Raw genomic sequence first — 26,539 nt, 5'->3', positions numbered from 1 at the left:
CTGCTGGGTATGAGCAGAGACGAGATCACCGCCGCGATCGTGGAAGCCCGCCTGACCAAGGGCCTGACGTGGCAGCAGCTGGCCGATGCCATCGACAAACCCGTGGTGTGGACGGTGTCTGCGCTGCTCGGACAGCATCCGGTTCCGGTCGAATCCGGCAAGATCATCGTGGACCTGCTCGGATTGGACGAGTCGGCGATCCCGGTGCTGGCCGCGGTGCCGATGCGTGGTGGACTGCCGACGGCCGTGCCCACCGACCCGACCATCTACCGCTTCTACGAGGCGCTTCAGGTGTACGGCGGCGCGCTCAAAGAACTCATCCACGAACAGTTCGGTGACGGCATCATGAGCGCCATCAACTTCAGCCTCGACGTGCAGCGCAAATCGCACCCTGCCGGTGATCGGGTGGTGGTGACGTTCGACGGAAAGTTCCTGCCGTACGACTGGACTGCCGCGGAAAAATAGCATCCGCTGCTAGTTGACGTTCGTCCCGGCTGATGTCTGGCTATGGCCAAGTGGGGCGCCGACGGTCGATGATTACCTGATATCAGACGGCGACGGTAAGGATCTCCATGTCTACACATCGAGCTGTTCACGTCCAGTCTTCCGGCGGTGCCCTGGAACTCGTTGACGCACAAACCCTCTCACCAGAGCGGGGGCAGGTACGGGTGGCAGTGGCCGCGTGCGGGGTCTGCGGCACCGATCGGGCCATCGTCAACGGCGGGTTCCCGGGCATGACCTGGCCACTGACTCCCGGCCATGAGATCGCCGGCACCATCGTCGAAGTCGGCCCGGGCGTCACCGATTTCGCGGTGGGCGACCGTGTCGCGATCGGCTGGTTCGGCGGCCACTGTGGCGTCTGCATCCAGTGCCGGAAGGGCCTGTTCATTCATTGTGAGAAGGGGCAGATTCCGAGCCTGCATTACCCGGGCGGTTACGCGGAATCGGTGACGGTGCCGGCCAATGCGCTCGCCCGGATCCCCGACGAACTCTCCTTCGCCGAAGCTGCCCCGATGGGGTGTGCGGGGGTGACCACGTACAACGCCCTTCGCCACACCCGTGCACTTCCGGGTGATCTCGTTGCGGTGCTCGGCGTCGGCGGCTTGGGCCACCTCGGTCTGCAGTTCGCCCACGCGATGGGCTTCGAGACGGTCGCGATCGCCCGTGGCCCCGGCAAAGAGGCGGATGCGCGCTCGCTGGGCGCCAGGCACTACATCGATTCGACCGCCGGGGACGTCAGCGCAGCACTGCGTGACCTGGGCGGTGCGGCCGTGGTTCTGGCTACCGTGGGCAATTCGCAGGCGATGGCCGACACGGTGGGCGGGCTGGCCCCGCGTGGCGAGCTGGTGGCGATCGGGGTGTCGGCGGACCCGTTGCCGATCAGCCCGGTGCAGCTGATCCAGCCTGCCCTGAGCATCTCCGGGCATCCCTCGGGGACCGCTCGTGACGTGGAGGAGACGATGCATTTCGCGGTGTTGTCGGGTGTTCGGGCCCTGATCGAGGAGCGCCCGCTCGACGACGCGGCAGAGGCCTATGCCGCGATGGAGCACGGGCAGGCGCGCTACCGCATGGTCCTGACGATCTGATCTTTCTCACCCCGCCGGTCGCTGCGAGCAGGTAGCGTCGGTACTTCGTTTGCTGGACGACGAATCGGTGGGGGCCGGGGATGACGTGGAAGCGGATGACGACGGTTGCCGGGGGGATCTTCTCCGGTAGGTCACGTGGCGTTGCCCGGAAGTTCGCCCGTGATATCTACTCTGCCCCGGTGCATTTCACCCCGGGACGTCTCAGAGCGCTGGTATCCGCCGCACTTGTCGTGCTCTCCTGGTCCGCGGCCGCACCGGCGTCGGCAGTACCCCTTCCGTCGGCGCAGATCGACTACGGCGGCATGATGCGTACGTATCGGCTCCATCTACCTGCCGGTGGCCCACCCTCCGGGCTGGTCGTCAACCTGCATGCCGCCGGTGCGACCGGAGCCGACCAGGCCGCGCTCACCCATTACGACGCGGTGGCAGACGCCTACGGGTTGGCCGTGGTCTACCCGGACGGCATCGATTACAGCTGGGCCGACGGCCGCGGCGCCTCTGTGCCGGACCGTCAGCGGGTCGACGATGTCGGGTTCATCGCGACCCTCGTCGATCGTCTCGTGGCCGAGAACGCGATCCCGAGGGGCCGGGTATATGCCACCGGTCTGTCGGCCGGCGGATTCATGGCCAACCGGTTGGCCTGTGATCGGGCCGACCTGTTCGCGGCCATCGCCCCGGTGGCGGGCACCCTCGGGACGAATGTCGGTTGCAATCCGTCGAGGCCGGTTTCGGTCCTGGCCACATATGGGACGGCGGACCCCGTTGTGCCGTTCAACGGCGGACCGATGACGGGGCGTGGGGGAGGAAGCACGGTGGTGTCGGGACCCGCGATGGTGGACCGGTGGCGCCAGATCAACGGCTGCCCGGCTCCGTCTGACGAGGTGCTGCCCAGCACCGGCGACGGCACCGAAACCCACCGCATCGCCTCGGATGGGTGTGCCGCCGGAACTTCGGTGGTGTTCATGCGGGTCGACGGGGGCGGGCACACCTGGCCGGGCGTGCCCGAGATACTTCCGGTGCAGTCCGTTGGAGCGGCCAGTCGGGCTTTCGATGCCTCGGACGCCTCGGCGCAGTTCTTCGCCGCTCACGGCAGATAGTCGCCGGCCCTGCGGTTCCAGCGCTGGCCGCCAATATTCATCACGCCGCGATAAACCCGCCACCTGGTCCGATCAGTCGACCAGTGCTGATCGAATAGCGCTCTGCGCCAAATGAATTCACGACGCGGGGGCGACCGTGCGTAGTCAAGTGCGGCCGGGTCGGGCCGACCTGCAACGCCGGGGCGGATCGTCCCCCGGCCATAGGGTTTCTCCCGTGGTGGACTGGCACAGCTGGCATGAAGACTATGACCGACCCGATTCGGCGCTGGCGCACCGGCTTCGCGCCGTGCAGACCTTGATCAGACAATCGCTGGACGACGCTCCGGCCGGCCCGCTTCGGGTCGTCAGCTTGTGCGCCGGCCAAGGCCGCGACCTGCTCGAGGTACTGGCCGGGCATCCGCGGCGCGACGATGTCCGGGCGCGCCTGGTCGAGTTGGATCCCCGCAACGCCGAGGTCGCCGCCGAGAAGGTGAGCAGCTATGGGTTGACCGGCGTCGAGGTGGTGACCGGAGATGCCGCGCTCATCGACCACTACGCGGACCTGGTCCCTGCCGACGTCGTGGTGGCCTGCGGCATCTTCGGCAACATCACCGACGAGGACATCGAACGGGCCATCGGCTTCCTCCCGCAGCTGACGAAGACCGGCGGCACCGTGCTGTGGACCCGGGGGCGCACCGTTCCCGACCGGGTTCCCTTGATCCTCAATTGGTTTGACGAGCGCGGTTTCGACCTGGTCTGGGTGTCGCCACCGGATGTGAGCTATGGCGTGGGAGCGCATCGCTTCACCGGGTCCCCTGAACCGTTGGTGCCGGGCGCGCAGATCTTCACCTTTGTCGGCTCCGATGTGATCCGGGCCGCCGACCGCGCCCGCTGACGACACCGCGGGCCGAGGCGTAGTTCCACCGGGAGCCGACCGTTCATCAGTACGCTTTTCAACGATGGCTGAGGAAGGTCTGAACGGCAGGGACCGCTTGCGCGGCGGGCTGCGCATGGCCCTGCGAGGGCGCCGCGACCCGGCACCGGTCGCCGGCCGACGCAGTCGCGCGTCGGCGGGGATGGGTGACGTGCACACCCGCAAGGTCCTCGACCTGACCATCCGGCTCGCGGAGGTGATGCTGTCGTCGGGCTCGGGTACTGCCGATGTCGTGGCCACCACCCAGGACGTCGCACAGGCCTACCGGCTCACCGACTGTGTCGTCGACATCACCGTCGCGACGATCATCGTGTCGGCACTGCCGACCGCGGACAGCCCGCCGGTAACGATCATGCGGGCGGTACGGACCAGGTCGACGGATTACACCCGGCTCGCTCATCTCGATCGATTGGTTCGGCGCATCACGGCCGGCGGTATCACCGTCGACGAGGCGCACGAGGCCATGGATGAGCTGACCGAGAGCCCGCATCCGTTTCCTCGATGGCTCGCGACCGCCGGGTGGGCGGGTTTCGCGCTCGGCATCGCGATGTTGCTGGGCGGCAACTGGTTGACCTGTCTGCTGGCCAGCCTCACCGCCGCGCTGATCGACCGGGTCGGCCGGCTGCTGAACCGAATCGGTACACCGTTCTTCTTCCAGCATGCGGTCGGGGCGGCGATCGCGACGTTGATCGCTCTGGCTGCCTACCGCTACACCGGTCAGGGTCTCAGCGCCCTGGTCGCCACCGGGATCGTGTTGTTGTTGTCCGGGATGACCCTGGTCGGTGCCGTGCAGGACGCGTTGACCGGTTACATGGTCACTGCAGTCGCGCGGCTCGGTGACGCGGTGTTTCTCACCGCGGGAATCGTCGTCGGCATCACCGGCGCACTGCAGGCCGCCACGCTGCTGGGGGTCGAGATCGAACTGCACGTCAACGCGGCCGGCACCTTCATTACCCCGAGGGGACCGCTGCCGATAATCCTGGCGGTTGTGGGTGCCGCGCTGGCCGGGATCTGCCTGACCATGGCCAGCTATGCACCACTGCGCTCATTGCCCACAGCCGGGCTGGCGGCCGGGCTGGCGGAGCTGACATTGATCGGGCTGGGGACAGCTGGGTTCGGCCAGTGGGCGGCCACCGGGATCGCGGCGGTCGGTGTCGGTTTCCTGGCCACGTTGATCTCCATTCGCCGGCAGTCTCCGGCGCTGGTGACGGCGACGGCCGGCATCATGCCGATGCTCCCCGGCCTCGCGGTGTTCTGGGCGGTGTTCGCCTTCGCCGTGGACGAGAAGTTCGGTGAGGGGCTCGCGCACCTGCTGACCGCGGCAGCGACAGCGCTGGCCCTCGGCAGCGGCGTGGTGTTGGGTGAGCTGCTCGGCTCGCCACTTCGGTACCGTGCCGGACGCATCGGTGAGTACTTCCGTAAAGAAGGACCGCCTGGGCTGCGCCGCGCAGTCGGCCAGGTGGTCCGGCTCCAACCCGCTGACAACACCCCCGCTGTCGGCGCCCAACGCGAAAGTGTCCCGTTGGAAGCGGCACCGGCCGAAGAGTCCGACGCCGATGAGAGCGAAGACCAGGGCCACTGAAATCAGGCGATCAGGGCGATCCCACACCGGGAATGTCGACGCGTGCCTGCAGGATCCGACCCGTCGAGGAGCCGGCCAGAAGACCTTCGTGAGTTGTTTCGTCGACCACGAGATACAGCGTTCGTCCGTCGTGGCCGCCGAGCGCCGGGGCCACCGCCCATCCGCTGTCGATCTCGATGCGATGGGTGATCTCGCCACCGGCGAGCACGCGCAGGAACTCCCCGGTGTCATAGCAGCCGACCCAGACGCCTCCCGCGGTGTCGACGCACAACCCGTCGGGGTGCCGGTGCGGACCGAGGTCGGCGAACACGGTCGGCGAACTGAGGCTGCCGTCGGGACCGGCGGTGAACGCCAGCAGCCGCGAGCCGTGTGTCTCGCTGACCACCAGGGTCGACTCATCGGGTAGGAATGCCAGGCCATTGGGCATCGACAACCCGGTGGCGACCACCTGCACGGTGCCGTCGGGGGCGACCAGGCCGATCCCGCCGGTCAGGCCGCCGCCGTCGGCGATGTATAGGTCGACGTACGCCCGGCCGTCCGGCGCGACCACCAGATCGTTGGTGGACCACGCCAGGTCGCTGACGTCGTAGGTGGCCGTCACGCTCCCGCGCGCGTCGGCATGGTGCAGCTGTGCTGCGAAGAGCGTCGACACCACGAGGGTTCCGTCGGGTAGCCATCCGAGACCGGAAGCACGCGCGAGCTCGACCTCGACTGCGAGGTCACCGGCCGCGCCGGCCGAGTAGACCCGGCCGGCCAGGCCATCGGTGAACCACAGGCGGTCACCGTGCCAACGGGGCCCCTCGCCGTAGACGATCCCGTCGATGAACGGGACTGCGGCGAGGGCCTCGATGGATGTCATCGGGCCCTCAGGTCCGGTTCAACCGATCAGGTGAACGGGAGGAAGTCGCCGTTGACCCAGACGCCCCAGTGGCCGCCGGCAGGCAGGTTCCACCAGACCATCGGCTTGCCCTGCCAGGTCTCAGCCGGCTTCTTCGGCGCGTTCGGCGGTGGCGGCAGGCTCGGGTCCGGTTCCGCGCTCGCGATGGCGGTGCCGAGGCCGAGGGCGGCCCCGATCAGGCCGGTGGCCGCGATGGTGGCCAGGGTTGCCTTGCTTCCGAACATGAATGTCCACCTCGGTGCTTGACTCTGAACTTGGATACCCGAAGCTTAGCCAAACGAAGTGATTGAGTCTGCACTTGAGGTCGGCGACGGGGTCATACGTCATCCTGAACCAGCGCGACATGGGCTGACACCGAGATCAGAAAGATTTCGGTTTTCGATGTCGAGAACGCCGCGATGGCTCCGTCCCAGATGTGAGCGACCAACTAGGGTCGCGAACCTGAAGGGAGAATCACATGGCCAAGTACCTGTTTCTCAAGCACTACCGAGGCGCGCCCGCGTCCGTCAACGACATCCCGATGGACCAGTGGACACCAGACGAGATCCAGGCCCACCTCCAGTACATGAACGACTTAGCGGACCGGCTGAAGGACAGCGGTGAGTACGTCAACAGCCAGGCCCTCGCCCCGGAGGGCGCCTGGGTCCGCTACGACGGCGAGGGCAGGCCACCGGTGACCGACGGCCCGTTCGCCGAGACCAAGGACCTGATCGCGGGCTGGATGATCGTCGACGTCGACTCCTACGAGCGGGCCGTCGCGCTGGCCGGAGAACTGTCGGCGGCGCCCGGCGCCGGCGGCAAGCCGATCCACGAGTGGCTCGAGGTGCGCCCGTTCCTGACGGCCTCGTCGACCGTCACCGAGTAGATGGCCGCCGGCGCGGTGGACGAGCAGCAACTCCGCGATCTGATTCCCGGTGTCCTGGCTGCCCTCGTCCGCCGCGGGGCCGACTTCGCGACGGCCGAGGACGCCGTGCAGGAAGCCCTGGTCCGGGCCTGGGAAACCTGGCCGCGCCGCCAACCCGACGACCCGAAGGGCTGGCTGATCACCACGGCGTGGCGGCGTTTCCTCGACGTCACCCGCTCCGACGCGGCGCGGCGTGACCGTGAGGTCCGGGTCTCGACCGAACCGGCCGCCGGAGCCGCGCCCGCGGCCGACGATACGCTGCAGCTCTACTTCCTGTGCGCGCATCCGAGCCTGACCTCGTCGTCCGCCGTCGCATTGACGCTGCGCGCGGTCGGCGGCCTGACCACACGCCAGATCGCGCAGGCCTATCTCGTGCCGGAATCGACGATGGCGCAACGGATCAGCCGCGCCAAGCGCACTGTGGCCGAGGTGCGGCTGGACAGTCCCGGGGACCTGGGCACCGTGCTGAGCGTGCTGTACCTGGTGTTCAACGAGGGCTACAGCGGCGATGTCGACCTGGCAGCCGAGGCGATCAGGTTGGCCCGTCAATTGGCCAGGACCACCGACGATCCGGAAGTCAGCGGCCTGCTCGCACTGTTCCTGCTGCACCATGCCAGGCGCCCGGCTCGCACCCGCGCCGACGGGAGCCTGGTTCCGCTGGCGGAGCAGGACCGCACGCTGTGGCAGCGCCACCTCATCGCCGAGGGTGTGTTCGTGCTGCAAGCCGCGCTGGCACGCGACCGGCTCGGGCAGTACCAGGCGCAGGCGGCGGTGGCGGCGCTGCATGCCGACGCCCAGTCCGCCGAGGAGACCGACTGGGTGCAGATCGTCGAGTGGTACGACGAACTCGTGGCGCTCACCGACAGTCCGGTGGTGCGACTCAACCGCGCTGTCGCCGTAGGTGAGGCCGACGGGCCGCAGGCGGGGTTGGCCGCGCTCGCCGAACTCGACCCGGCACTGCCGCGCCACACCGCGGCGGCCGCCTATCTGCACGAGCGTGCAGGCGACATCTCGATGGCGGCACGGCTCTACGTGAAGGCGGCGGCCGAGGCGCAATCGCTGGCCGAGCGCAACCATCTCACCCTGCGGGCATCTGTTCTGCACGGTCGCATTTCCAGGGAGGACGGCTAACCTCCTAGTTGTGGGCAGCAGTCGAATGAGGGTGTTGATCATCGGTGGGGGATTCGGCGGTCTGTTCTGTGCGCGCCGACTGGGCGGAACCGACGTTGACGTGACCCTGCTGGACCGGGCGGCGGGACACTTGTTCCAGCCCCTCCTGTACCAGTGCGCCACCGGAACGTTGAGCTTCGGACAGATCAGCCGTCCGCTGCGTGAGGAGTTCGAGCGACACCGCAACGTGACCACGTTGCTCGGCGAGGCGGTCGACGTCGACCCGCAATTGCGGCAGGTGACCGCCCGACGGCCGGATGAGACGACGTTCACCATCGACTACGACGTGCTCGTGGTGGCCGCGGGGATGCAGCAGTCCTACTTCGGCAACGAGCACTTCGCGCAGTGGGCCCCGGGGATGAAGACGCTCGACGATGCGGCCAACATCCGTCAGCGGGTGTTCACCGCCTTCGAAATCGCCGAGACGTTGCCGCCGGGACCTGAGCGTGACGGTTGGCTCACGTTCGCCGTCACCGGTGGTGGCCCCACCGGGGTGGAGCTGGCCGGGCAGATACGAGAGATGGCAACCCGCACTCTGGCGCACGAGTTCCACAGCATCGAGCCCGAGGAAGCCAGAGTGCTGCTGTTCGACGGTGGCGAACGGGTTTTGAAGGCTTTCTGTCCGGAACTGGGCGAGAAGGCGACCCGGTCGCTACAGCGGCTGGGCGTCGAGTTGCACATGGGTGTCCACGTCACCGACGTCGGCCGGGACGGCGTGACCGTCAGCCCGAAGGCCGGCGGTCCCGACGAGCAGTACGTGGCACGCACCGTGTTGTGGACGGCCGGAGTGGAAGCCGTGCCCTTTGCCCGGCATGTCGCCAAGGTGCTGGGGGCGGAGTCCGACCGCAGCGGCAGAATCGCTGTCGGGCCTGATCTTTCGGTTGCCGGCTATCCCGAGATTTTCGTGATCGGAGATCTGGCCGGCCGCGAGAATCTGCCCGGGGTCGCCGAGAACGCGATGCAGGGTGGGCTGCACGTCGCTTCGTGCATCCGTCGGGAACTCGCCGGCAAGCCCCGACGGCCGTTCCGCTACCGGGACCTCGGCTCAGCGGCGTATATCGCTCGGGGACAGGCACTTCTGCAAGTCGGGCCGGTCAAGGTCGCCGGTGTTTTCGGATGGCTGGCATGGGGTTTCCTCCACATCGCGTTTCTGACCGGCATCCGTAACCGGGTCAGCACGGTCGGCACCTGGCTGGTCACCATCGCGCGGGCCCGTCGCGCGCACCGGGCGTTCATGCTCGGAGCGACCGGCCTCCCCGAGCAGCGCTACACGTGGACCACATGGGACGCGCTGACACCGCCGCCGCCCGAAGTGCCTCCGGGCGGAAGCGACGGCTAGTACAGCAACAACAGTTTGTGACCAATATGGCTGTTGCGGTGAGTGATCCGCTGTGCAGTCAGGGGTGCTGGAGTGGTCGACAGGGCACCGCGTTCAGTGCGCGGTTCGTAGCAGGCGGCGAAGAAGAAGGGCGTCTTGATTATGGGTATCTTCTTGAAGATCACTTATGATTCACAAGGAGGGAAAACGGCGGAAAAGGCTACCATAAACCAGGGCATCCTGGACGACGTTCTCAATAGCCTGAATGACTACGCCTGGCAGGATCGAATTGCTCCCCAATTGCGGAACCTTGATGCCCAGTTCAGCCACATTGCGCTCGGCCTGATCCTGCGGTTCTATCACAAGGTCAATGTCGAGAAGGGCGACCTGAGGTCGCTTGTTCGGTATATCAAGAAAGACGACAAGCTTCTGGTCGATCAGATGCTCGTCGTAGACGAGTATGAGGAGCTATCGGAATGGGAGACGAGGACACATCTTTGCGACGATATCGTGAGTCATCTTGAGCAATCCCTCATGAAGTACAGGGACCGCTTCCAAGACTTTGATGCCGTTGCGTTCATTCCGTTCCTCAGAGAGAGATTCGAAGAGATCAAGCAGCAAGGAAATCGCTAGGGCGTGTCTCCTAGATAGGCGTGCCTGCGTTGGCGACACTGGGCATCGTGTCTCGCACCGAACACCTCACCGATGCGCAGTGGTCGCTGATCGAACCGATGTTGCCGTCTTCTGACGGCCTGCGGGGTCGCCCGTTGCGGAACAATCGCCGGGTCGTCGAGGGCATCGTGTACCGGTACCGCGCTGGTATTGCGTGGCGCGACGTGCCTGCGGAATTCGGTCCGTGGCAGACGATCTGGAAGCGTCACCGTCGCTATGCCGGCGACGGAACCTGGGACACGATCTTGGCAGCGCGGACCCGGCCGGACGCGGTGCTCGGCGACAAGGCTTACTCGTCGAAAGCCAACCGGAGGCATCTGCGGGCACGGGGCATCGAGGCGGTGATCACCGAACCCGACGACCAGAAACGCAATCGCGTCCGACGAGGCAGTCGCGCGGGACGTCCGGTCCAGTTCGATGCAGAGAAGTACAAGGGATGCAACGTCGTTGAGCGGTCATTCTGCACCCTCAAGCAGTGGCGGGCATTGGCCACCCGCTACGACAAACTCGCGCTTACCTACCGAGCCGGCGTGATGCTCTCAGCAGTTTGTACCTGGCTCAGGCTCCTTGCCGATTAGGAGACATGCCCTAGATCCTGGACACGCAGACCGGCTGAGGTGCGCTACGCGCCTCGGGCCGGCCGGGCCTGAAGGTCGGGGGCGGCCGCCGCGAGCAGGGCCTGTCGGTCACCGGTCAGCGGCGGGTAGATCCGTTCGGTGTTGATGGTCTTCTTGGTGGCCTTGGCCGCCGCGCCCGTCGCCACGACATCGCGATCCCAGCCCTCGGTGTAGACCGCACCGGCCGGGCCTAGATCGAGAACAGTGACATACCAAGGGATTCGCAGCGCGCGCATGGGCCGACCGAGCAGGTCGCCGATCACGTTGTATCCGGCGTATCGGCCCATCGGCCTGCCGTGTTGACACGACATCACTGACAGGTGGCCATCGTCGACCCGCGCGGCGGCCACGTCGCCGGCCGCGAACACCGCGGGCACGCCCTCGACGCGCAGGTAGTCGTCGACCGGCAGCCGACCGAACCGGTCCAGTGTCACCGGCAGTTGCGCCGTCAGTGCGTTGGCGCGCATTCCCGCGCACCACACCACGGTGGCCGTGGGTATCGTGTCGCCCGATGACAACGTCACTGCGCCGATATCGACGGCGCGCACGCTGACACCGGTCATGACCTGAACTCCGTTGTCGCACAATGCGGTTTCGATCACCGGGCGCGCCGAGGTGCCCATGTCCGAGCCGACCTGCGGGTTGTGGTCGACGAGCAGGACCTTCGGCGCCGGGGAGCCGTCGAAGATCGCGGCCAGCCTCGTGGGCAATTCGCAGGCGGTCTCGATGCCGGTCAGTCCCGCCCCGACCACAACGACCGTGCCGGCACCCGATGTCTGCGGATTTGCAAACAACGTATCCAGATGAGCCGCGAGGCGGCTGGCGCCGGCGAACGTGTCGACGTCGTAACCGAACTCGGCCAGTCCGGGGATATTTGGTCGTGCGACCCGGCTGCCGGCGGCCAACACCAGTCGGTCGTAGCCGAGGGTCAGCGTTCGTCCATCCTGGTGCGCCGTGACATTCCGGGCCCCGGCATCGATTGCGGTGACCTCGGCGAGGACATGGACGATGCCGACGGGATCCAGCAGCTTCTCCAACGGGATTCGGCAGTCGGTGAGATCGGTCTCGTAGTTGCGGACGCGGATGTCGTGGAAGGGACGCTCGCTGACCACCGTGATCTGCACGCCGTCGGCCGCTGGTCCGAGTTCGTCGACGCGCCTGGCCGCACCGAGCGCCGCCCACAACCCGGCGAAACCTGATCCGACGATCAGTACTCGCCCCACTGGTTCAGCCTGCCATGCGAGACAAATCGGGGTCGCCGATCAGCGCGCCGGCTGCCCAGACGCGACCTGTTCGTCGCGCGAGTACAGCGCGTGACCGGTGGGGTGTGCGACGATGCACGGACCGCCCGGTACCCGCCCTGTTTGCCGAACAGGAGTTCTAGCGGGTGAGACAGAGAGGACCGCCGGATAGATGACCGAAGTGCATCGGGCCACGCTCCGCGTCAAAGGGGCGAAGCTCGCGATCGCAGGCTTGACCGTCGTCGGTGCTGTGCTGGCCACCGCCGGTCAGGCGGCAGCAGACCCTGTCGTGCCCGACCCGGCACCGGCACCGTCGGATCCGGCGCTGGCGGCCCCGCCGCCGCCCGCGCCGGTCGGTCCGCCGCAGGTGCCCGAGATCGCGAACCCGGTGTACGGCTCCGGGCAGTACGGATCGGGCCCGGTCGGCACGCTGAGGGATCTCTGGCATCAGGCCCACGACCCGGGCGGCTTCCAGGGCGGCGGGGGAGCGCCCGAGGGTGTCGCACCGCCTCCCGGCGCAGGTCCGGCTCCGCCGCTGCCGCCCGGCTACAAATCGATCAACGCTCCCGGCTCGGAGACACCGGTCACGGCGCCGGCACCCGGCAGCGCTCCGGCCGGCCCGGCGCTGCCACCTGGCTACTACTCGCTGAACGGCCCACCTCCGCCCGGATACGAGTACAACGCACCGGGTCAGCGCCCCCCGGCACCACCTGCGGCCCCTACGCCGTAACCGCGCGTCCCAATACGTGGCGCAGCGCCTGATCCAGGTGGGGATGGCGGAAGCGGTGATCGGCGGCGGTAAGAACCGCAGGAACGGCCCGCTGGCTGGCGCAGGCCAGTTCGCGGGCACCTTGATCGCCCAGCAGTACCCGTGGCCCCAGCGCGGGCACCGGCAGAACTGTCGGGCGGTGCAGGACGCGGCCGAGCGTGTCGGTGTATTCAGCGTTACGCACCGGCTCCGGGGCCACGGCGTTGATCGGGCCGGACAGTCCCTCGTCCCACAACGCGCGGTAGTAGATGTCGACCAGGTCGTCGATGCCGATCCAGGGCAACCATTGTTGTCCGTCGCCGATGCGGCCGCCGAGCCCGACGGCGAACAGCGGACGCAACAGTCGAAGCGTGCCGCCGCTCGGAGATTGCACGATCCCGGTACGGATCCGCACCACGCGCGCCCCGGATTGTTCCGCCGGGGCCAGCGCGTCCTCCCAGTCGGCCACGACATCGGCGAGGAACCCATCGCCGCGCTCACTGGTCTCGGTGAGAACCTCGTCGGCGCGGTCGTACCCGTAGAAACCGACCGCTGACGCGCTGACCACCACCTGCGGCCCGGGATCGGTGTCGGCGATCAGTTCGGCGAGCCGGCGGGTCGGCCCGATGCGGCTGTCGCGAATCGCGCGGCGGTGCCCATCGGTGAACCGACCGGCGATCGAAGCACCGGCAAGGTGGATGACGGCGTCGACCCCGGTGAGCAGGTCCGGGTCGGGATCGGTCGGGTTCCATGGCCGTTCAGCAGGTTTGGTTGCCGCGTGGCGGACCAGCCGGATGACGCGGTGACCGCCGGTGCTCAGGAACGCGGTCAACGCCGACCCGACCAGCCCGGACGCCCCGGTGACCGCGACCGTCAGCGGCGCCAGTCCGTGTGCTCGGGCCTCTTGGTGGGCCGCGAGGTCGTCGGCGAGTTGGCGATGACGGTAGGCGAACATCGGACGCAGGAAACGGCCGGGCACGGGCGTCTCGACCCGGTCGGTCATCCGGGTGTGGGTGGCGTCGACGGCGTCGAATTCGTGAATGTGCTTCCAGCGCACCGCCAGTGCCGCGGGCAGCGAGGCCGGCCCACCGCGGGCTATCTGGTCGACGAAGCGTCGTGGCGGGTCGTACTCGTCGGCCTGGTGCTCAGCCACCCAGCGCAGCCCGCCGGGGAGCGCGAGTTCAGCGCGGCCGTCGCGCAGTGAAGTGGCCTCGGACTTGAGCTGCATCGCCTGCCACGGCGGTGACAGCCTGGCGAACGCGCCCGGTCGGCTGTGCCAGGCGAAGACTTCGTCCTGCGGGGCGTCGACGATGCTGGAGTACACCAATCCCATCGGACGACGTTACCTGCAGGATCCGAGCCGGGGGCGGCTCCGCGACCGCCTTTACGGGGTAGCCCGCCTCGCCCGCATGCCGGCATAGGCGAACAACAGTCCGGTACCGATCTCGGAAAGGGCTGTCACCCAGGAGAACCAGGTGACATTGATGCGGGGCACCTGTGGCAATAGCCGCGAGCAAGGCGGTCGCTACCCGTGGCACCCTTGGCACATGGCGATTGGGCGATCCGATCGAGTGGGCCGGCGGTGATCCTTCCCAAGATCCGCGATCCTCGCTTCATCACCATCCGACGCGGCGGGACCCTGACCGATCCGGATCATCGCCTCCTCGCCTTGTGGGCGGCGTCGTGTGCAGAGCACGTGCTGTATCTTTTCGAGTCGGTTCAACCCGGGGATCCTCGACCGCGTCAGGCCATCGATCACGCCCGGGCCTGGGTCCGCGGCGAGGTCAAGATGATGCAGGCGCGTGCAGCGGGCGGTCACGCCATGGGGGCGGCCCGAGACCTGCGTGGGCCGGCGCGGCACGCGGCGTATGCGGCCGGTCAGGCCGGGGCCGTGGCCCATGTGGCAGCGCACGAACTCGGTGCGGCGGCGTACGCCATCAAAGCCGTGCGCGCCGCGGCCTCGAATGGAGATGCTGACGCCGCGGGTCGGCTCGAATGTCAGTGGCAGCGTGACCAGCTCCCGGATGCGATTCGAGACCTGGTCCTCGACGACCAGCGCCTACGCAATGACATCTGCTGGTCGGTCTTCGCGAACGGGTCGAGCTAGGCGGGGCGCAGGATCGCGACGAGGAAATCCGAGTCTTCGGTGAAGGGGCGCACATCCCACGTCGACAACAACAGGTCCGGGGTGAACCCGGCCGTTGCCGCGTCGTCGAGGAACTGACCGAACTCGTATTCGCGGCCGGCTCCGAATCCGATCACCGCACGGCCGTCGTCGGCGAGATGGGCGCGCAGTCGGGTCAGGACCTGGACCCGGGTGCTCGGGGCGAGGAATGTCATCACGTTGCCTGCCGACACGATGATGTCGAACGCGTCGGCGATGCCCCGTGCCGGCAGGTCGAGCTCGGCAAGGTCGCCGACGAGCCACCGCGGTCCGGGATGGTCCTTCTTGGCTGCTTCGATCAATGCCGGGTCGACGTCGACGCCGACCACCTGGTGTCCGGCCGCGGCCAGATATCCGCCTACCCGGCCGGGACCGCAGCCGGCATCCAGGATGCGGGCATTGCGCGACGCCATCGCGTCGATCAGGCGAGCTTCCCCGGCCAGGTCCTCACCGGCGCGCGCCATGGCACGAAAGCGTTCGATGTACCAGTTCGAATGCCCGGGATCGGCCGCGACCTTTTGCATCCAGATACTCCGCTCGACCATGTGAGCATTGTTGCAAGCGGATGCCGGGCCCGGGCCGGGCGGTGTGGCTCAGCCCTGGGCGTCGAGGATCTTGATCGCGAAGACCAACGAGTCGCCCGGCTGGATACCGGCAGCGGGCTGCCCCTGGGGGTAACCGTCGGCAGAGGTCATCGCCACCGCCACGGTGGAACCGACCTTCTGTCCTGAAATGGCTTTCTGGAAGCCCGGCACGACGCCGTTGAGCGGGAAGTCGACCGGTTCGCCACGTTGGTAGCTGCTGTCGAACACCGATCCGTCGCGTCCGTTGACGCCCATGTAGCAGACGGTGACGTTGGCCGACGGTGCGACGACGGGCCCATCGCCGGCCTTGAGGGTCTGCACCTGCGTCTGGGCCACGCTGAACGGTCCGTCGACCTTGACCACCGGCGCCGCGGTATCGGTGGAGCCGGTGACCGCGACGCTGCCGGTCGCCCCGGACATCGTCCATTCGGGGGCGCCCGCGTTCTGGGGCGCTGCGGTCGGGCACGTGCTGGCCTCGGTTGCGGTCTCGGCGATCGAGGGCGTGAGCACCTCGGCGACCGACGGCGTGCTCGGCGAGGAGGTGGCCGAGGACTTTTCCGTGTCGGAGCCGCACGCGGCGAGCGCCATGGTCAACGACGCGGCACAGGCCACGAGCGCAACGGAGGAAGGCACGCGAAAGGAGTTCATGCCTCGTCACGCTACAGCGACGGGAAGTGGTGCCCGCCGATAGCCGGGCACTCGCCGGTTCCCTCATCGTCGGGATCGGTGAATTCTGTCGGAATTGTGAAAATGCAACAATTCGATACGGGTCGGTCGAGATATTCATCGATAGGCACCGGATGCTGTTTGCCCGTGATAGCGTCGCCGCAGGCAGACCGTTTATCCACACCCGAGGACACGGATTATGGCCAACAATTCCATGGGTGACTTTGTCAGCCAGTTGCGCCCAGCACTACATCGGCTCCAGGACTGGCCTTATCCCGATCAGATAGACCACACCCTCTTCGGTGCCTTCATGAAGAACCCGCACGACGTCGGCGGCGATCCTGACGCCCCGGCGATCTTCGAAGAAAAAGAAGAAGAGGCGTGGGAACTCAATACCTTTGTCACGTGTGAGGTTCTCGGCTGGCGTGGTATTTGGACGTCCGAAGAACGGCGGCGGCTGGGAAACGTCGATGTGGGGCGGACGATCTACCACGGCTTCCCCTATTACGGCCGGTGGGTGTGGGCTATCGCCCGACTCCTGGTCGAGAAGGACCACATCACGCTTCGCGAGTTGTTGGAGCGAGTCGATGAGGTGCGCGCCCGCGTGGCCGCAGGTGCCGTGGACGCGCTGTCGGCCGCACCGCGCAGCGTCGGTGATCCGACGACGGTCTCGAGGAACCACCATCACATCGAGGCGCTGGGGAAGGGCGATCCGCAACGGTTCGCCGGCCAGGCCGGCACTCCTCGGTTCGCCGTCGGTGATCGGGTGCGTGTGCGGGATCTCCCGACGATCTTCTACACCCGGACCCAGGAGTATCTGCGCGGCAAACCGGCGACGGTCGTCGAGGTGTCCTACGAGAGCCTGGTGCCCGAGGACGAGGCGTTCGACCGCGAAGAGCAGAAGCCTCAGTGGTTCTACATCGTGCGCTTCAACATGACAGATGTCTGGGACCCGTACGCGGGCGCCGAAGGCGACACCCTTCAGGCCGAGATCTCCGAATTGTGGTTGCAGCCGCTCGGTTAGACCGCTCATTCGACGGACGAACAGGAATGCGAAATGACGCACGACGACGCCGCACATTCACATCACGATGCTCCTGAGCGGCACGCGGCCCCGATGGTCGAGGAAGTGACCGATTTCGAGGTCCTGGAGATCGCGCTACGCGAATTGGCTATCGAAAAGGGCCTGTTCACCGCAGAAGACCATCGGCACTACACCGAGTTCGTCGAACAGATCGGACCGGCGCCGGGGTCGCGATTCGTCGCGAAGGCCTGGGTCGATCCGGATTTCAAGCAGCTGGCGCTCACGGATCCCATCGCCGCCAGTAAGGAAGTGGGAATCGATTGGCTGCACCCGACCGGATTCGGGACGCCCAGTGACTTCACGGCGCTGGAGGTGCTCGAGAACACGCCGACTTTGCATCACGTGATCGTCTGCACCTTGTGCTCGTGTTATCCGCGGCCGCTTCTCGGCAACTCTCCTGAGTGGTATCGGACGCCCAACTACCGGCGTCGGATCGTGCGCTGGCCGCGTCAGGTACTCGGGGAATTCGGCCTTTTCCTGCCCGATGACGTCGAGATCCGTATCGAGGACTCCAATTCCAAACGCCGATTCCTGGTGATGCCGGTCCGGCCCGCCGGAACCGAGGGCTGGACCGAGGAGCAACTCGCCGAGATCGTCACCCGCGATTGCATGATCGGTGTTGCCCTGCCGAAGCCAGGCGTGACGACGAATGCGCAGCGTCCGGTGCATGCAGCGGTCCGGCCGGCCGAAGGGTACTGAGGGACAGCCGATGGCAGACGACGACGTGACGACAGTCAGGGTGCGGACGCTGGAGGAGCTTGTCGGGCGCGGGCAGGTGTGGCCCCGCATGGCGCAGAAGTATGGCGTCTCCAACCTGGTACCGCCGTGGAAGTCGAGTCTGGACGGGATATGCGACGCACTCGACCACGAGGGAGTGACTCTGCCGTTGCTCACCCGCCGAAACGATGAGGACCGTCTGGTCAACGAGGTGTATGTGACGCTGCCGTACCCGGAGAACCAGCTTGCCGCACTGACGCATTCGCTGATTGCCAGGAACATCATCGATGAGCAGTCACTGGCCGAACGTATGCGGGAGGTCCGGGCCCGACTCGAGGCGGACTGACCGGGAATTCAGTACCGGCGGTGTCCATTTCGGCCACGTGGGTGACCCGACGACGAATCCGCCGGCGATCTGAGCGACGATCCGCGGGCCTCTGATGGTGCTGTTGTCGTAGAACATCGCCGAGTCCACCCGCACCGCGGCGATCGCTACAAGATTCCAAAGTCGTTGGTAGCGTTCACGAATCTTCGTCTCGGGGACGTCGTGGCCGCCGGCCCGCACCCGGTGGTGCACTCGTTGCACAGCCAGGTCTTCGGGGATCAGGACGCAGTGCAGGATCACGGTGTACCCCGCCGCGTGTGCGGTGTCGATGAGCTCGAGCTTGGACGGGTGGGAGAACACCGTCTCGGCGATGAAGGACTCACCGAGCTCGATGAGTTTGGCCCGGGTTTCGGCGGCGACCAGCGCCGCCTCGTAGGAGTGCGGGGCCGGGTCTTCGGGCCAGCGTCGTTTGGCGATTTCGTCTGCGTTGACGAATGCGCTGCCGGGGAGCAGCGGTGAGAGGGTGAGTTCGACGAAGGTGGATTTGCCGGCGCCGTTGCAGCCGACGACGAGGTCGAGGCGCTTCACCGTGCGGCGGTACGGTCCAGATCAGCGCAAGCCACGATCACCGCTGGTGCGCCAGTACCGCAGTGCTGCCGTCGGGGCGGTACTGCACGATCTCGCCATTCTCGTCGAGCGCCACGGTGGTGATCCCGCGTCCGGCCAGCGTCTTGCCGTAGTCGGCGCGCGCCAGGCTCTCCTCGATCGAGGCGGTGATCTCGGCGTCGAACACCGCGCCTTCCTCGGCCGTCAACTCCCGAAGCGGGGTATCGCCTGCCAACGCGGACTCCACCTTGCGGCGTGCCGCACTGTGCTGGCTCGACACGGCCCGGCCCACACGGGCCCAGTGGTCGAGTTGCTGCTTGGCCGACCGGCTCTGACGTGCGCCTTCCGCGGCGGCACTGTCCATCAGGTCGGCGGCGAACCGGGTTACCCGATCTGCGGTTTCGGTCATGATGGACCTCCGTTGTAGCAGTCTGAAACCAGCGTAGCAGAATGCTACAAAGCTGGCTTGTCCTGATGTTATATCGCCGCCAATCGCTTCGCGATCTCGCCGTACCGCTCGAATCGTTCGGGCCCGCCGAGCGCGTTGTAGAGCACGATGCGGGTGGCGATTCCGGCGTATTTGGCCGTCAACGCGTCCGCGAGTCCATCCCAGGTCGATTCGGTGGCAAAGGCGGCGATGTGATCGTCGGTGATCTGGGCCGCCATGCCGGCGATGTCACCGGCTTTCTGCTTTTCGCGCAGGCGTGCGGTGGTGCCGTCGAAACCCGCCTCGTCCCAGATGAAGGCATAGTTCGGCGTGCTGCCGTAGAAGCTCATGCTGGCCCGCACGAACTCGCGCTCGTTGGCGCGTTCTTCGTCGCTGTCGCCGACGATCGTCATCACGGGGATGATCTTGGCGATATCGGCGGGGGAGCGGCCCGCCTTGGCCGCGCCGGCGGCCAGGTTGGGCAGCACGTGGCGGGCGATATAGCCCGGCTCGCCGATCGGATGGACGTGTACGCCGTCGGCAACTTCGCCGGCCATGCGCAGCATCCACGGATTCACGGCGGCGATGTCGACCTTGGGATCGGGTGCGTCGATCGGTCCGGGGCTCCACTGGGCGGTGATGAAATCGAGGTCGTAGAAATCCCCGTGATGATCGAGCTTGCCAGTGCGGAATGCGGCGAAGCAGGCCTTCACGGCCAGCACGTAGTCGCGCAGGCGTGGGCCCGGTCGCTCGAAGGGCATTCCGTAGCGCCGGACCACGTGCGTGCGGACCTGTGTGCCGATGCCGAGCCGAAACCTGCCATCCGTTGCCTCCTGGAGTTCCCAGGCCGACGCTGCGGTGATGAACGGACTGCGCGGAAAGGCAACGGCGACACCGGTCGAGAGCTCCAGGCCGGGAGCGGACTGAGACGCGACCGCCGCATTGAGGTACGCGGTGCGGCCGGTTTCGGTGAGTAGGAGCCCGGAGAATCCGGCGGACTGGGTACGACGGGCAAGGTCGCCGATTTTTGCCAGCGGCTGCGGAACGGTCATCACGTCGACGTACACGTGGGGAGCGTACGTGAGCGTTGGTGCCGCGTACCTGTAATGCCTTTGAAGTCAACCGTTTCACGCCGCTGGGCGCCTAGACTTGTGGGAGATCAGGGCAATCGGACTCGTCGTCAACCAGAGCTCGTTGCAACTGAAGGAGGGGACCCATGGTCAGGATTCATACGGTCGTGGCGGGGGAGACTCTGTCAGCATTGGCGTTGCGGTTCTACGGGGACGCGGACCTGTACCGGCTGATCGCGGCGGCCAGCGCAATTCCCAACCCCAACGTCGTCAACGTCGGACAGAAACTGGTCTTTCCCGACTATGCGCGGTACACCGTGGCACCCGGGGACACGTTGCCGGCCGTGGCCTCGCGTTTCTACGGGCATCCGGAGTTGTCCCGGTTGATCGCAGCCGCCAGCGGGATCGCCGAGGGCGACGCCCTCAATCCGGGGCAGCGGCTCATCGTCCCGGAACTCAAGAGATACATCGTCGCCCCCGGAGATACGTTGTCGGCGTTGGCTTCACGCTTCTACGGTGACGCCTCGTTCTATCCGCCGATCGCCGGCGTCAACGGCATCCCCGACCCTAGCCACATCAACCCGGGGCAGGCGCTGGTCATCTTCAGCGGTCGCAGCGACGGATTCGGCCTGCGAATCGTCGACCGCAACGAGAACGATCCGCGGCTGTGGTACTACCGATTCCAGACCGCCGCCATCGGCTGGAACCCCGGCGTCAACGTTCTGCTTCCCGACGATTACCACACGAGCGGCCGCACCTATCCCGTGCTCTACATGTTCCACGGCGGCAACGACGACTTCCGCTCGTTCGACTTTATGGGTATCCGCGACTGGACGGCCGGCAAGCCGATCATCGTGGTGATGCCCGACGGCGGGCACGCCGGGTGGTATTCCAACCCGGTCACCTCATTCGTCGGACCGCGCAACTGGGAGACGTTCCACATCGCCCAGCTGCTGCCGTGGATCGAAGCGAATTTCCGGACGTATGCCGAGTACGACGGCCGCGCAGTCGGTGGCTTCTCGATGGGCGGTTTCGGTGCGCTGAAGTACGCGGCCAAGTACTACGGTCACTTCGCCTCAGTCAGTGCCCATTCGGGCCCGGCCAGCCTGCGCCGCGATTTCGGCCTCGTGGTGCACTGGGCGAACATCACGTCGGCGGTTCTGGATCTGGCCGGCGGAACCGTTTACGGCGCCCCATTCTGGGACCAGGCCAGGGTCAGTGCCGACAACCCGGTCGAGCGGATCGAGAGCTACCGCAACAAACGGATCTTCCTTGTCGCCGGTACCAGCCCAGACCCGGTCAACTGGTTCGACAGCGCCAACGAGACCGAGGTGCTCGCCGGTCAGCGCGAGTTCCGTGATCTCCTCGGCCGCGCCGGTATCCCCTTCGAAGCACATGAGGTGCCCGGAGGTCACGTCTTCCGTCCCGACATGTTCTTCATCGACCTCGACGGGATCATCGCCCGCCTGCGCCCGGCGAGTGTCGTCAGCAGCGTCTTGTAACTACAATCACATCTATCTCATCTGTCACATCTGCACCAGAATTCATTTCTTTCACTGCCAACGCATCAGAAACTAAATTCACGGCAGTAGCCAATTGTCACAGCGGTCGGCGCCGAAATTTATGAGACGGGCGTCGCGCGCCTCCGGCCTGCCCTGTGTGCGACGTCAGGCCTGTGACCTGTACTTATCACGCTCCAGGGGTGAAGTATCGCCTTCCCCATTGGCCTCAAGAACCGCATAACTATTAAATAAACTCAAAGAAGATAATTAGACTCTCTAGCACGGCTATTTTACTTTCGCCTCATCGGTAAACTCCGTATCACGATGGGCTGAAAATGGCCTTTCGCCCCGCCATTATCGGCGTGCACGGACAGTGCATGCCGCCATGAAGGGATCGACATGCGCGTGCGCAAGGTCGTCACCGTGTTCGGGTTCATCGGTGCGATCGCCTTGGCTCAGACCCTCCTGACAGTCCCGCACGCCGGCGCAGAACCGAACTGGGACGCGATGGCGCAATGCGAATCGGGCGGGAACTGGTCAGCTGACACCGGTAACGGCTTCTATGGTGGGCTGCAGTTCACCCCGGCCACGTGGGCCTCCCATGGGGGAACGGGGTCGCCTGCCGCGGCGAGTCGCGAGGAGCAGATTCGCGTGGCCCGCAACGTGATGCAAACTCAAGGCCTCGGAGCGTGGCCGGTGTGCGGCGGACCGATCGGCCAGGCCACCGGAACCTGCCGGCAGGTGATGGTCTGGATCCCACTGAGAAACCTGCCACGGTTGTGCACCTTGGTGCTCAATCCGCTGGGCTGATCGCCCCTTCGCCCCCCCGGAACTGTTCCAGCGCGAATGGACGACCAGCAGATACTCACCGCTGCCCGCATCGAGGCCGAGCGGGTGCGGCTCAGAAAGGGACGCGACGACGACGCCGAGGGGCTCATCGAGACGCAGACCGATGAGCGGGTGCGCCGTTTCCTCGGCGGTCCCCGTGCCCAGGAGGATGTCCGCGCTGTGGTGACCTCAATCGGGGCGGCAACGTTGTTGGCCGCCGATGGCTGTTACGTCGTGGCCGACCGGGAGTCCGACGACATGCTCGGCATGGTGACACTCGGCCGACGCGATCCGGAATTGCCCGGTCATGTGCAGGACGGTGGCGGTGAGTTGGAGCTCAGCTATGTCTTTCGGGCACATGCGTGGGGCAGGGGCTGTGCGGCCGACGCGGCGCGTGCGTTACTACGCTGCGCCGCACAGCAACTCGTTGACCAGCCGATCGTGATCGTCACCCAGGCGGCAAATGCGTCCGCGCTTCGCCTGGCCGACCGCCTCGGCTTCACACGAGTGGGAACCTTTGAGCAGTTCGGGGCCGAACAGGTGCTCGCGACCGTCCGGCTGGGGACGTTCCTGCCGCAGTAGCGCTTTCGCGTGTCGCCTCTACGCCGTGTGACCGTGCCCACGTGCGGTCAGGCAAAGTCTTGGGCCGCGCCGAACTCACTCTCAGCAAACCCTCAGTACGGGGCGGCAACATCTAGGTAGGCGCCGGCACGGCGCATAAATGTCGGTGTCGCAAGGGAAGAGGCAAGTGGATGAACCAGTGGTCGGGGATGTCGCCGCAAAATAGCAATCGGGAATGGGAAGCGAACCAGGCGGCGGATCAACGGAATCCGAGCCCGTGGAGCCGGAGGGGCTACCAGCAGCCGTACCCGCATTATGGGCTGCATCCTGAGATGACCCAGAAGTTCGACATGCCTGTCGCACAGGAAATTTCACAGCCGAAGAAGAAGTCCCGTGTTGGCGTGCTGGTCGCCGGCACGGCCGCAGTCGCCATGGCTACTGGAGCAGTCGCAGCAGTAGCGGTGGTGGACCATTCCGGAAAGCCCATGCCGGTTGCCCAGGCGCCGACCGCCGACCGCATCGGCAAACAGTCGCCTGCCACAGGAGCCGTTCCGGCGCAGCCGAAGGGTTCGGCACCGGCCGGATCGGTCGAACAGGTCTCGGCCAAGGTGCTGCCCAGCGTGGTGAAACTGCAGATCGAGACCGGACAGGGGCGCGAGGAAGGCTCGGGCATCGTCCTCAGCGAAGACGGGCTGATCCTGACCAACAACCACGTCGTGGCCGCCGCCGCCAGAGGTACCGGCGATCAGGGGCCGATGGCCGCCGAGGCTTCACCCGGTGACCAGGCGCCGGGATTCCCGCGCGGCCTGTTCCCCGGCGGACGGATGCCGGGCGGTCAGTTCCCCGGTGACGAGCAGTATTCGCCGGACGGACCTTCGGCCAACAGCTCCGGACGGACCAGCGGCGCAATGAAGGCGACCGTGACGATGTCCGACGGTCGTACCGTGCCGTTCTCTGTTGTGGGCACCGACCCGGCCGACGACATCGCGGTGGTGAAGGCGCAGAACATCTCTGGGCTCACCCCGATCACGATCGGTTCGTCGAACGATCTGAAGGTGGGGCAGAACGTGGTTGCGGTCGGCTCACCGCTGGGCCTTCAGGGAACGGTGACGACAGGCATCATCAGCGCGTTGGATCGCCCGGTCGCGACCGGCGACGGGCAGACTGGCCAGCAGTCGGTGATGAGTGCCATTCAGACGGACGCGGCGATCAATCCGGGCAACTCCGGGGGCGCACTGGTCGACATGAACGGTGACCTCATCGGGGTCAATTCGGCCATCGCATCGTTGGGTGGCGGCCAAGGTTCGCAGGGCGGCGGGCAGGCCGGGTCGATTGGTCTGGGCTTCGCCATCCCGGTGGATCAGGCCAAACGTATTGCCGACGAGCTGGTTTCGACCGGAACCGTTCAGCACGCCTCGCTGGGTGTTCAACTCTCCGGCACCGACACCAGCGGCGCAGCGGTCGCCGGAGTCGTCAACGGTGGCCCGGCGGCAGCCGCAGGCCTGCCCAAAGGCGCGGTGATCACCAAGCTCGACAACAAGGTGATCGACGGTCCCGATGCGCTGGTCGCTGCTGTGCGCTCCAAGGCACCGGGCGACACCGTGACGCTGACCTATGAGGACCCGTCCGGAGCATCGCGCACCGTGGACGTCACCCTGGGACAGGTGCAGGCGTAACGACCGCGGTGCGAGGCCCCAGCCTGGTGTTTCCGGGCTGGGGCCGCACAGCGAAAATGGGATGACGGTCGCGCGCCACATGTGTGACGATGCCTGGATGCCCAGCACACTCATCGAGGTCAGGCGCCCGTACACCGAATCAGAAGAGGTGGCGATCATCGATGCGGTGCACGATGCGCTGGTGACCGCGTTCCAGATACCTCCCGGCGACAAGCATGTCCGGCTGGTATCCCATGAACCACATCGGTTCTCGTGTTCGCCGGGCCTTACCAGCCCCGAGTTGTACACGCTTGTGGCCATCGACTGCTTCGCCGGCCGCTCGGTGCAGGCCAAGCGAAATCTCTACCGGGAGATCGTCACTCGTCTGGAGACGCTGGACATCCCGGCTGATCACATCACGATCGTCCTGCGTGAAAGCGCACTGGAGAACTGGGGTGTTCGTGGCGGGCGGGCGGCCTGCGATATCGACCTGGGTTTCGACGTCAACGTCTGAACTGGGAGTTCTTCTGACGTCCGACACCGGGCAGAAATCGCCCGACCGTCGCGCAATAGTCGCGATACGCCTGGCCGTGTGTGCGTAGCAGGTAGGGCTCTTCGACGACCCTGACCTGCAGTTCGATCGTGGCCGACAACACGACGAAGGCCAAGAGTGCGACCGGATTGGGCGTCATCAGGGTGATTCCGCCGGCGAAGACGAGCATGGCGGCGAAGATCGGATTGCGCACGGTCCCGAAAACCCCGGTGCGCACCAATGTTGTTGTCTCGCTGGGATCGACACCGATTCGCCAGGAGTCGCCCATGTCCAGTTGGGCATAGACGGTGAAGGCGATTCCGGCAACGGCCAGCAGTGTGCCCAGACCCTGGATCCACGGGGCATGCAGGAGGGCGATCGGTGTGACGAAGCCGAGCTGTTGCGCGACCGGAGCGGCAACGCCGACGATGATCGCAGCGATGAATCCGACACCGGCCAACCATTCGAGCGAGCCGGGATTTCCGTGAATGCCGCGGAATCCCGTCGACCCGGTCTGCCGGTACTGGAGCCAACTTCGCCAGCCGAACCCCAGCACCGCGAAGATCAGGTAGAGAATCAGCGCGGTCACGGCCATGGTCGTCATCTCCTCAGGTGGTCAGTCGCTGCAGTTCGGGCAACAGTCATCTTCGGCCGGGCGCCGTCAACAGCACTCGTCCGAGACTGCACTGGGACAGTGCTCGGCGTCAGCGGCCAGCACCACCTGCAGCAGATCGTTCAATGCGTGGGCGAGCTTGGGATCGGCCAGTTCGTAGCGGGTGCGCCGGCCTTCGGGCACCGCTACCACCAGACCGCAACCCCGTAGGCAGGCAAGGTGATTCGACATGCTCTGCCGGGACACTCCTGCCGCCTCGGCCAGATCGGCCGGGTAGGCGGGAGAATCCTTGAGCGCCAGCAGGATCTTGGACCGCGTCTGATCCGACAGGGCGTGTCCGAACCGAGCCAATACCGTCACGTGAGTCAGCGTCTCCACGCCTTGACTGTACATCGTGATGTGTATTCACAAAAGGATGAATCATCACCGGTGTGAGACGTCAGAGGGGAGTGCGCGCCC

Annotated in this window: 31 protein-coding genes; 20 read left to right on the top strand and 11 right to left on the bottom strand. The window is 66.3% G+C overall.

The genetic code is table 11. From position 1 onward, the window contains the following. The first annotated feature begins 9 nt into the window (after window positions 1-9). The 5 genes from cynS (at window position 10) to ACWEFV_RS23140 (ending at window position 5,178) form a co-directional block, all read left to right on the top strand. Complete coding sequence (gene cynS, locus ACWEFV_RS23160; protein WP_135454860.1) at window positions 10-465, top strand: cyanase; 456 nt, start codon at window positions 10-12, stop codon at window positions 463-465. Window positions 466-572: 107 nt separating this feature from the next. Further along, complete coding sequence (locus ACWEFV_RS23155; RefSeq protein ID WP_135454859.1) at window positions 573-1,586, top strand: alcohol dehydrogenase catalytic domain-containing protein; 1,014 nt, start codon at window positions 573-575, stop codon at window positions 1,584-1,586. Window positions 1,587-1,816: 230 nt separating this feature from the next. Further along, on the top strand, window positions 1,817-2,683 hold the full coding sequence (locus tag ACWEFV_RS23150) for an alpha/beta hydrolase family esterase (RefSeq protein ID WP_450071926.1): 867 nt from the start codon (window positions 1,817-1,819) through the stop codon (window positions 2,681-2,683). Between the two features lie 214 nt (window positions 2,684-2,897). Then, a complete protein-coding gene (locus ACWEFV_RS23145) occupies window positions 2,898-3,557 on the top strand; it encodes a class I SAM-dependent methyltransferase family protein (protein WP_450071884.1) in 660 nt (219 codons plus the stop codon). 64 nt (window positions 3,558-3,621) lie between these two features. Next, complete coding sequence (locus ACWEFV_RS23140; protein ID WP_450071883.1) at window positions 3,622-5,178, top strand: threonine/serine ThrE exporter family protein; 1,557 nt, start codon at window positions 3,622-3,624, stop codon at window positions 5,176-5,178. A gap of 10 nt (window positions 5,179-5,188) precedes the next feature. Here the strand turns inward: ACWEFV_RS23140 and ACWEFV_RS23135 are convergent, their stop codons facing one another. Further along, complete coding sequence (locus tag ACWEFV_RS23135) at window positions 5,189-6,037, bottom strand: SMP-30/gluconolactonase/LRE family protein (RefSeq protein ID WP_450071882.1); 849 nt, start codon at window positions 6,035-6,037, stop codon at window positions 5,189-5,191. 26 nt (window positions 6,038-6,063) lie between these two features. After that, a complete protein-coding gene (locus tag ACWEFV_RS23130; RefSeq protein ID WP_135454854.1) occupies window positions 6,064-6,300 on the bottom strand; it encodes a hypothetical protein in 237 nt (78 codons plus the stop codon). Window positions 6,301-6,533: 233 nt separating this feature from the next. Here ACWEFV_RS23130 and ACWEFV_RS23125 point away from each other — a divergent pair, with 233 nt between their 5' ends. From ACWEFV_RS23125 to ACWEFV_RS23105, 5 genes are all read left to right on the top strand, one after another. Beyond that, window positions 6,534-6,941: a YciI family protein gene (locus ACWEFV_RS23125; protein WP_450071881.1), complete on the top strand. Its 408-nt coding sequence runs from the start codon at window positions 6,534-6,536 to the stop codon at window positions 6,939-6,941. Then, the gene (locus ACWEFV_RS23120) at window positions 6,942-8,111 is read left to right on the top strand and encodes an RNA polymerase sigma factor (protein ID WP_450071880.1); all 1,170 of its coding nucleotides are present in this window, start codon (window positions 6,942-6,944) and stop codon (window positions 8,109-8,111) included. Between the two features lie 25 nt (window positions 8,112-8,136). Then, the gene (locus ACWEFV_RS23115) at window positions 8,137-9,489 is read left to right on the top strand and encodes an NAD(P)/FAD-dependent oxidoreductase (protein WP_450071925.1); all 1,353 of its coding nucleotides are present in this window, start codon (window positions 8,137-8,139) and stop codon (window positions 9,487-9,489) included. Window positions 9,490-9,642: 153 nt separating this feature from the next. Continuing rightward, window positions 9,643-10,101: a hypothetical protein gene (locus ACWEFV_RS23110; RefSeq protein ID WP_450071879.1), complete on the top strand. Its 459-nt coding sequence runs from the start codon at window positions 9,643-9,645 to the stop codon at window positions 10,099-10,101. Between the two features lie 47 nt (window positions 10,102-10,148). Continuing rightward, window positions 10,149-10,718 carry a transposase gene (locus ACWEFV_RS23105; protein WP_450071878.1) on the top strand — a complete coding sequence of 190 codons (570 nt, stop codon included), beginning with the start codon at window positions 10,149-10,151 and terminating at the stop codon, window positions 10,716-10,718. A 44-nt stretch (window positions 10,719-10,762) separates the two neighbouring features. Here ACWEFV_RS23105 and ACWEFV_RS23100 read toward each other — a convergent pair whose 3' ends face one another. After that, complete coding sequence (locus ACWEFV_RS23100; protein WP_450071877.1) at window positions 10,763-11,980, bottom strand: NAD(P)/FAD-dependent oxidoreductase; 1,218 nt, start codon at window positions 11,978-11,980, stop codon at window positions 10,763-10,765. Between the two features lie 190 nt (window positions 11,981-12,170). Here ACWEFV_RS23100 and ACWEFV_RS23095 point away from each other — a divergent pair, with 190 nt between their 5' ends. Continuing rightward, complete coding sequence (locus ACWEFV_RS23095; RefSeq protein ID WP_135454843.1) at window positions 12,171-12,728, top strand: hypothetical protein; 558 nt, start codon at window positions 12,171-12,173, stop codon at window positions 12,726-12,728. On the opposite strand, the gene ACWEFV_RS23090 is transcribed toward ACWEFV_RS23095, so the two are convergent. Continuing rightward, a complete protein-coding gene (locus ACWEFV_RS23090; RefSeq protein ID WP_450071876.1) occupies window positions 12,718-14,079 on the bottom strand; it encodes a TIGR01777 family oxidoreductase in 1,362 nt (453 codons plus the stop codon). The genes ACWEFV_RS23095 and ACWEFV_RS23090 overlap by 11 nt on opposite strands. Window positions 14,080-14,328: 249 nt before the next feature. Between ACWEFV_RS23090 and ACWEFV_RS23085 the strand changes: the two genes are divergently transcribed. After that, a complete protein-coding gene (locus ACWEFV_RS23085; RefSeq protein ID WP_450071924.1) occupies window positions 14,329-14,853 on the top strand; it encodes a putative immunity protein in 525 nt (174 codons plus the stop codon). Here the strand turns inward: ACWEFV_RS23085 and ACWEFV_RS23080 are convergent. Continuing rightward, a complete protein-coding gene (locus ACWEFV_RS23080) occupies window positions 14,850-15,455 on the bottom strand; it encodes a class I SAM-dependent methyltransferase (RefSeq protein WP_135454835.1) in 606 nt (201 codons plus the stop codon). The two genes, ACWEFV_RS23085 and ACWEFV_RS23080, sit on opposite strands and share 4 nt — an antisense overlap. A 48-nt stretch (window positions 15,456-15,503) precedes the next feature. Then, complete coding sequence (locus ACWEFV_RS23075) at window positions 15,504-16,142, bottom strand: FKBP-type peptidyl-prolyl cis-trans isomerase (protein ID WP_167857856.1); 639 nt, start codon at window positions 16,140-16,142, stop codon at window positions 15,504-15,506. 217 nt (window positions 16,143-16,359) lie between these two features. Here ACWEFV_RS23075 and ACWEFV_RS23070 point away from each other — a divergent pair, with 217 nt between their 5' ends. The 3 genes from ACWEFV_RS23070 to ACWEFV_RS23060 are packed head-to-tail and all read left to right on the top strand — an operon-like array spanning window position 16,360 to window position 18,307. Beyond that, complete coding sequence (locus ACWEFV_RS23070; RefSeq protein WP_450071875.1) at window positions 16,360-17,184, top strand: SH3-like domain-containing protein; 825 nt, start codon at window positions 16,360-16,362, stop codon at window positions 17,182-17,184. A gap of 33 nt (window positions 17,185-17,217) precedes the next feature. Next, window positions 17,218-17,943 (top strand): thiocyanate hydrolase subunit gamma, encoded by a 726-nt coding sequence (gene scnC / locus ACWEFV_RS23065; protein WP_135454831.1) that lies wholly within the window; start codon window positions 17,218-17,220, stop codon window positions 17,941-17,943. A 10-nt stretch (window positions 17,944-17,953) separates the two neighbouring features. Continuing rightward, window positions 17,954-18,307: a thiocyanate hydrolase gene (locus ACWEFV_RS23060; RefSeq protein ID WP_135454829.1), complete on the top strand. Its 354-nt coding sequence runs from the start codon at window positions 17,954-17,956 to the stop codon at window positions 18,305-18,307. Here ACWEFV_RS23060 and ACWEFV_RS23055 read toward each other — a convergent pair. The 3 genes from ACWEFV_RS23055 to ACWEFV_RS23045 all read right to left on the bottom strand — a co-directional run bounded on the left by ACWEFV_RS23055 (window position 18,257) and on the right by ACWEFV_RS23045 (window position 20,386). Continuing rightward, window positions 18,257-18,874: a zeta toxin family protein gene (locus ACWEFV_RS23055; protein WP_135454827.1), complete on the bottom strand. Its 618-nt coding sequence runs from the start codon at window positions 18,872-18,874 to the stop codon at window positions 18,257-18,259. The genes ACWEFV_RS23060 and ACWEFV_RS23055 overlap by 51 nt on opposite strands. A gap of 37 nt (window positions 18,875-18,911) precedes the next feature. Further along, window positions 18,912-19,301 (bottom strand): TA system antitoxin ParD family protein, encoded by a 390-nt coding sequence (locus ACWEFV_RS23050; protein WP_135454825.1) that lies wholly within the window; start codon window positions 19,299-19,301, stop codon window positions 18,912-18,914. A 68-nt stretch (window positions 19,302-19,369) separates the two neighbouring features. Beyond that, entirely contained in the window at window positions 19,370-20,386 is a 1,017-nt protein-coding gene (locus ACWEFV_RS23045) for a TIGR03617 family F420-dependent LLM class oxidoreductase (RefSeq protein ID WP_450071874.1), read from the bottom strand. 149 nt (window positions 20,387-20,535) lie between these two features. Between ACWEFV_RS23045 and ACWEFV_RS23040 the strand changes: the two genes are divergently transcribed. The 5 genes from ACWEFV_RS23040 to ACWEFV_RS23020 all read left to right on the top strand — a co-directional run bounded on the left by ACWEFV_RS23040 (window position 20,536) and on the right by ACWEFV_RS23020 (window position 25,449). Then, complete coding sequence (locus ACWEFV_RS23040) at window positions 20,536-21,891, top strand: alpha/beta hydrolase-fold protein (RefSeq protein WP_450071873.1); 1,356 nt, start codon at window positions 20,536-20,538, stop codon at window positions 21,889-21,891. A 399-nt stretch (window positions 21,892-22,290) separates the two neighbouring features. Next, on the top strand, window positions 22,291-22,701 hold the full coding sequence (locus tag ACWEFV_RS23035; RefSeq protein ID WP_450071872.1) for a transglycosylase family protein: 411 nt from the start codon (window positions 22,291-22,293) through the stop codon (window positions 22,699-22,701). A 36-nt stretch (window positions 22,702-22,737) separates the two neighbouring features. Further along, window positions 22,738-23,301 carry a GNAT family N-acetyltransferase gene (locus ACWEFV_RS23030; RefSeq protein WP_450071871.1) on the top strand — a complete coding sequence of 188 codons (564 nt, stop codon included), beginning with the start codon at window positions 22,738-22,740 and terminating at the stop codon, window positions 23,299-23,301. A gap of 383 nt (window positions 23,302-23,684) precedes the next feature. Beyond that, entirely contained in the window at window positions 23,685-24,956 is a 1,272-nt protein-coding gene (locus tag ACWEFV_RS23025; RefSeq protein WP_450071923.1) for a S1C family serine protease, read from the top strand. Window positions 24,957-25,053: 97 nt separating this feature from the next. Beyond that, window positions 25,054-25,449, top strand: coding sequence for a tautomerase family protein (locus ACWEFV_RS23020; RefSeq protein WP_135454816.1), 396 nt, complete (start codon window positions 25,054-25,056; stop codon window positions 25,447-25,449). On the opposite strand, the gene ACWEFV_RS23015 is transcribed toward ACWEFV_RS23020, so the two are convergent. Then, window positions 25,439-26,062: a methyltransferase family protein gene (locus ACWEFV_RS23015; RefSeq protein ID WP_450071922.1), complete on the bottom strand. Its 624-nt coding sequence runs from the start codon at window positions 26,060-26,062 to the stop codon at window positions 25,439-25,441. The two genes, ACWEFV_RS23020 and ACWEFV_RS23015, sit on opposite strands and share 11 nt — an antisense overlap. A gap of 66 nt (window positions 26,063-26,128) precedes the next feature. Next, entirely contained in the window at window positions 26,129-26,458 is a 330-nt protein-coding gene (locus tag ACWEFV_RS23010; RefSeq protein ID WP_135454814.1) for an ArsR/SmtB family transcription factor, read from the bottom strand. Window positions 26,459-26,539 lie beyond the last annotated feature (81 nt).

The sequence above is a fragment of the Mycobacterium sp. NPDC004974 genome, from assembly GCF_053600815.1.
Note: the sequence above shows the minus strand (reverse complement) of the source record. Positions and strands in the feature narration are given on the sequence as shown.

Excerpts from the sequence above, each read along its gene's own strand:
- ACWEFV_RS23060 (WP_135454829.1), top strand. The coding sequence starts at position 17,954 with ATGGCAGACGACGACGTGACGACAGTCAGGGTGCGGACGCTGGAGGAG.
- ACWEFV_RS23070 (WP_450071875.1), top strand. The coding sequence starts at position 16,360 with ATGGCCAACAATTCCATGGGTGACTTTGTCAGCCAGTTGCGCCCAGCA.
- ACWEFV_RS23035 (WP_450071872.1), top strand. The coding sequence starts at position 22,291 with ATGCGCGTGCGCAAGGTCGTCACCGTGTTCGGGTTCATCGGTGCGATC.
- ACWEFV_RS23080 (WP_135454835.1), bottom strand. The coding sequence starts at position 15,455 with ATGGTCGAGCGGAGTATCTGGATGCAAAAGGTCGCGGCCGATCCCGGG.
- scnC (WP_135454831.1), top strand. The coding sequence starts at position 17,218 with ATGACGCACGACGACGCCGCACATTCACATCACGATGCTCCTGAGCGG.
- ACWEFV_RS23015 (WP_450071922.1), bottom strand. The coding sequence starts at position 26,062 with ATGGCCGTGACCGCGCTGATTCTCTACCTGATCTTCGCGGTGCTGGGG.
- ACWEFV_RS23095 (WP_135454843.1), top strand. The coding sequence starts at position 12,171 with ATGACCGAAGTGCATCGGGCCACGCTCCGCGTCAAAGGGGCGAAGCTC.
- ACWEFV_RS23120 (WP_450071880.1), top strand. The coding sequence starts at position 6,942 with ATGGCCGCCGGCGCGGTGGACGAGCAGCAACTCCGCGATCTGATTCCC.
- ACWEFV_RS23155 (WP_135454859.1), top strand. The coding sequence starts at position 573 with ATGTCTACACATCGAGCTGTTCACGTCCAGTCTTCCGGCGGTGCCCTG.
- ACWEFV_RS23040 (WP_450071873.1), top strand. The coding sequence starts at position 20,536 with ATGGTCAGGATTCATACGGTCGTGGCGGGGGAGACTCTGTCAGCATTG.
- ACWEFV_RS23050 (WP_135454825.1), bottom strand. The coding sequence starts at position 19,301 with ATGACCGAAACCGCAGATCGGGTAACCCGGTTCGCCGCCGACCTGATG.
- ACWEFV_RS23090 (WP_450071876.1), bottom strand. The coding sequence starts at position 14,079 with ATGGGATTGGTGTACTCCAGCATCGTCGACGCCCCGCAGGACGAAGTC.
- ACWEFV_RS23075 (WP_167857856.1), bottom strand. The coding sequence starts at position 16,142 with ATGAACTCCTTTCGCGTGCCTTCCTCCGTTGCGCTCGTGGCCTGTGCC.
- ACWEFV_RS23135 (WP_450071882.1), bottom strand. The coding sequence starts at position 6,037 with ATGACATCCATCGAGGCCCTCGCCGCAGTCCCGTTCATCGACGGGATC.
- cynS (WP_135454860.1), top strand. The coding sequence starts at position 10 with ATGAGCAGAGACGAGATCACCGCCGCGATCGTGGAAGCCCGCCTGACC.
- ACWEFV_RS23125 (WP_450071881.1), top strand. The coding sequence starts at position 6,534 with ATGGCCAAGTACCTGTTTCTCAAGCACTACCGAGGCGCGCCCGCGTCC.
- ACWEFV_RS23130 (WP_135454854.1), bottom strand. The coding sequence starts at position 6,300 with ATGTTCGGAAGCAAGGCAACCCTGGCCACCATCGCGGCCACCGGCCTG.
- ACWEFV_RS23140 (WP_450071883.1), top strand. The coding sequence starts at position 3,622 with ATGGCTGAGGAAGGTCTGAACGGCAGGGACCGCTTGCGCGGCGGGCTG.
- ACWEFV_RS23020 (WP_135454816.1), top strand. The coding sequence starts at position 25,054 with ATGCCCAGCACACTCATCGAGGTCAGGCGCCCGTACACCGAATCAGAA.
- ACWEFV_RS23115 (WP_450071925.1), top strand. The coding sequence starts at position 8,137 with ATGAGGGTGTTGATCATCGGTGGGGGATTCGGCGGTCTGTTCTGTGCG.
- ACWEFV_RS23030 (WP_450071871.1), top strand. The coding sequence starts at position 22,738 with ATGGACGACCAGCAGATACTCACCGCTGCCCGCATCGAGGCCGAGCGG.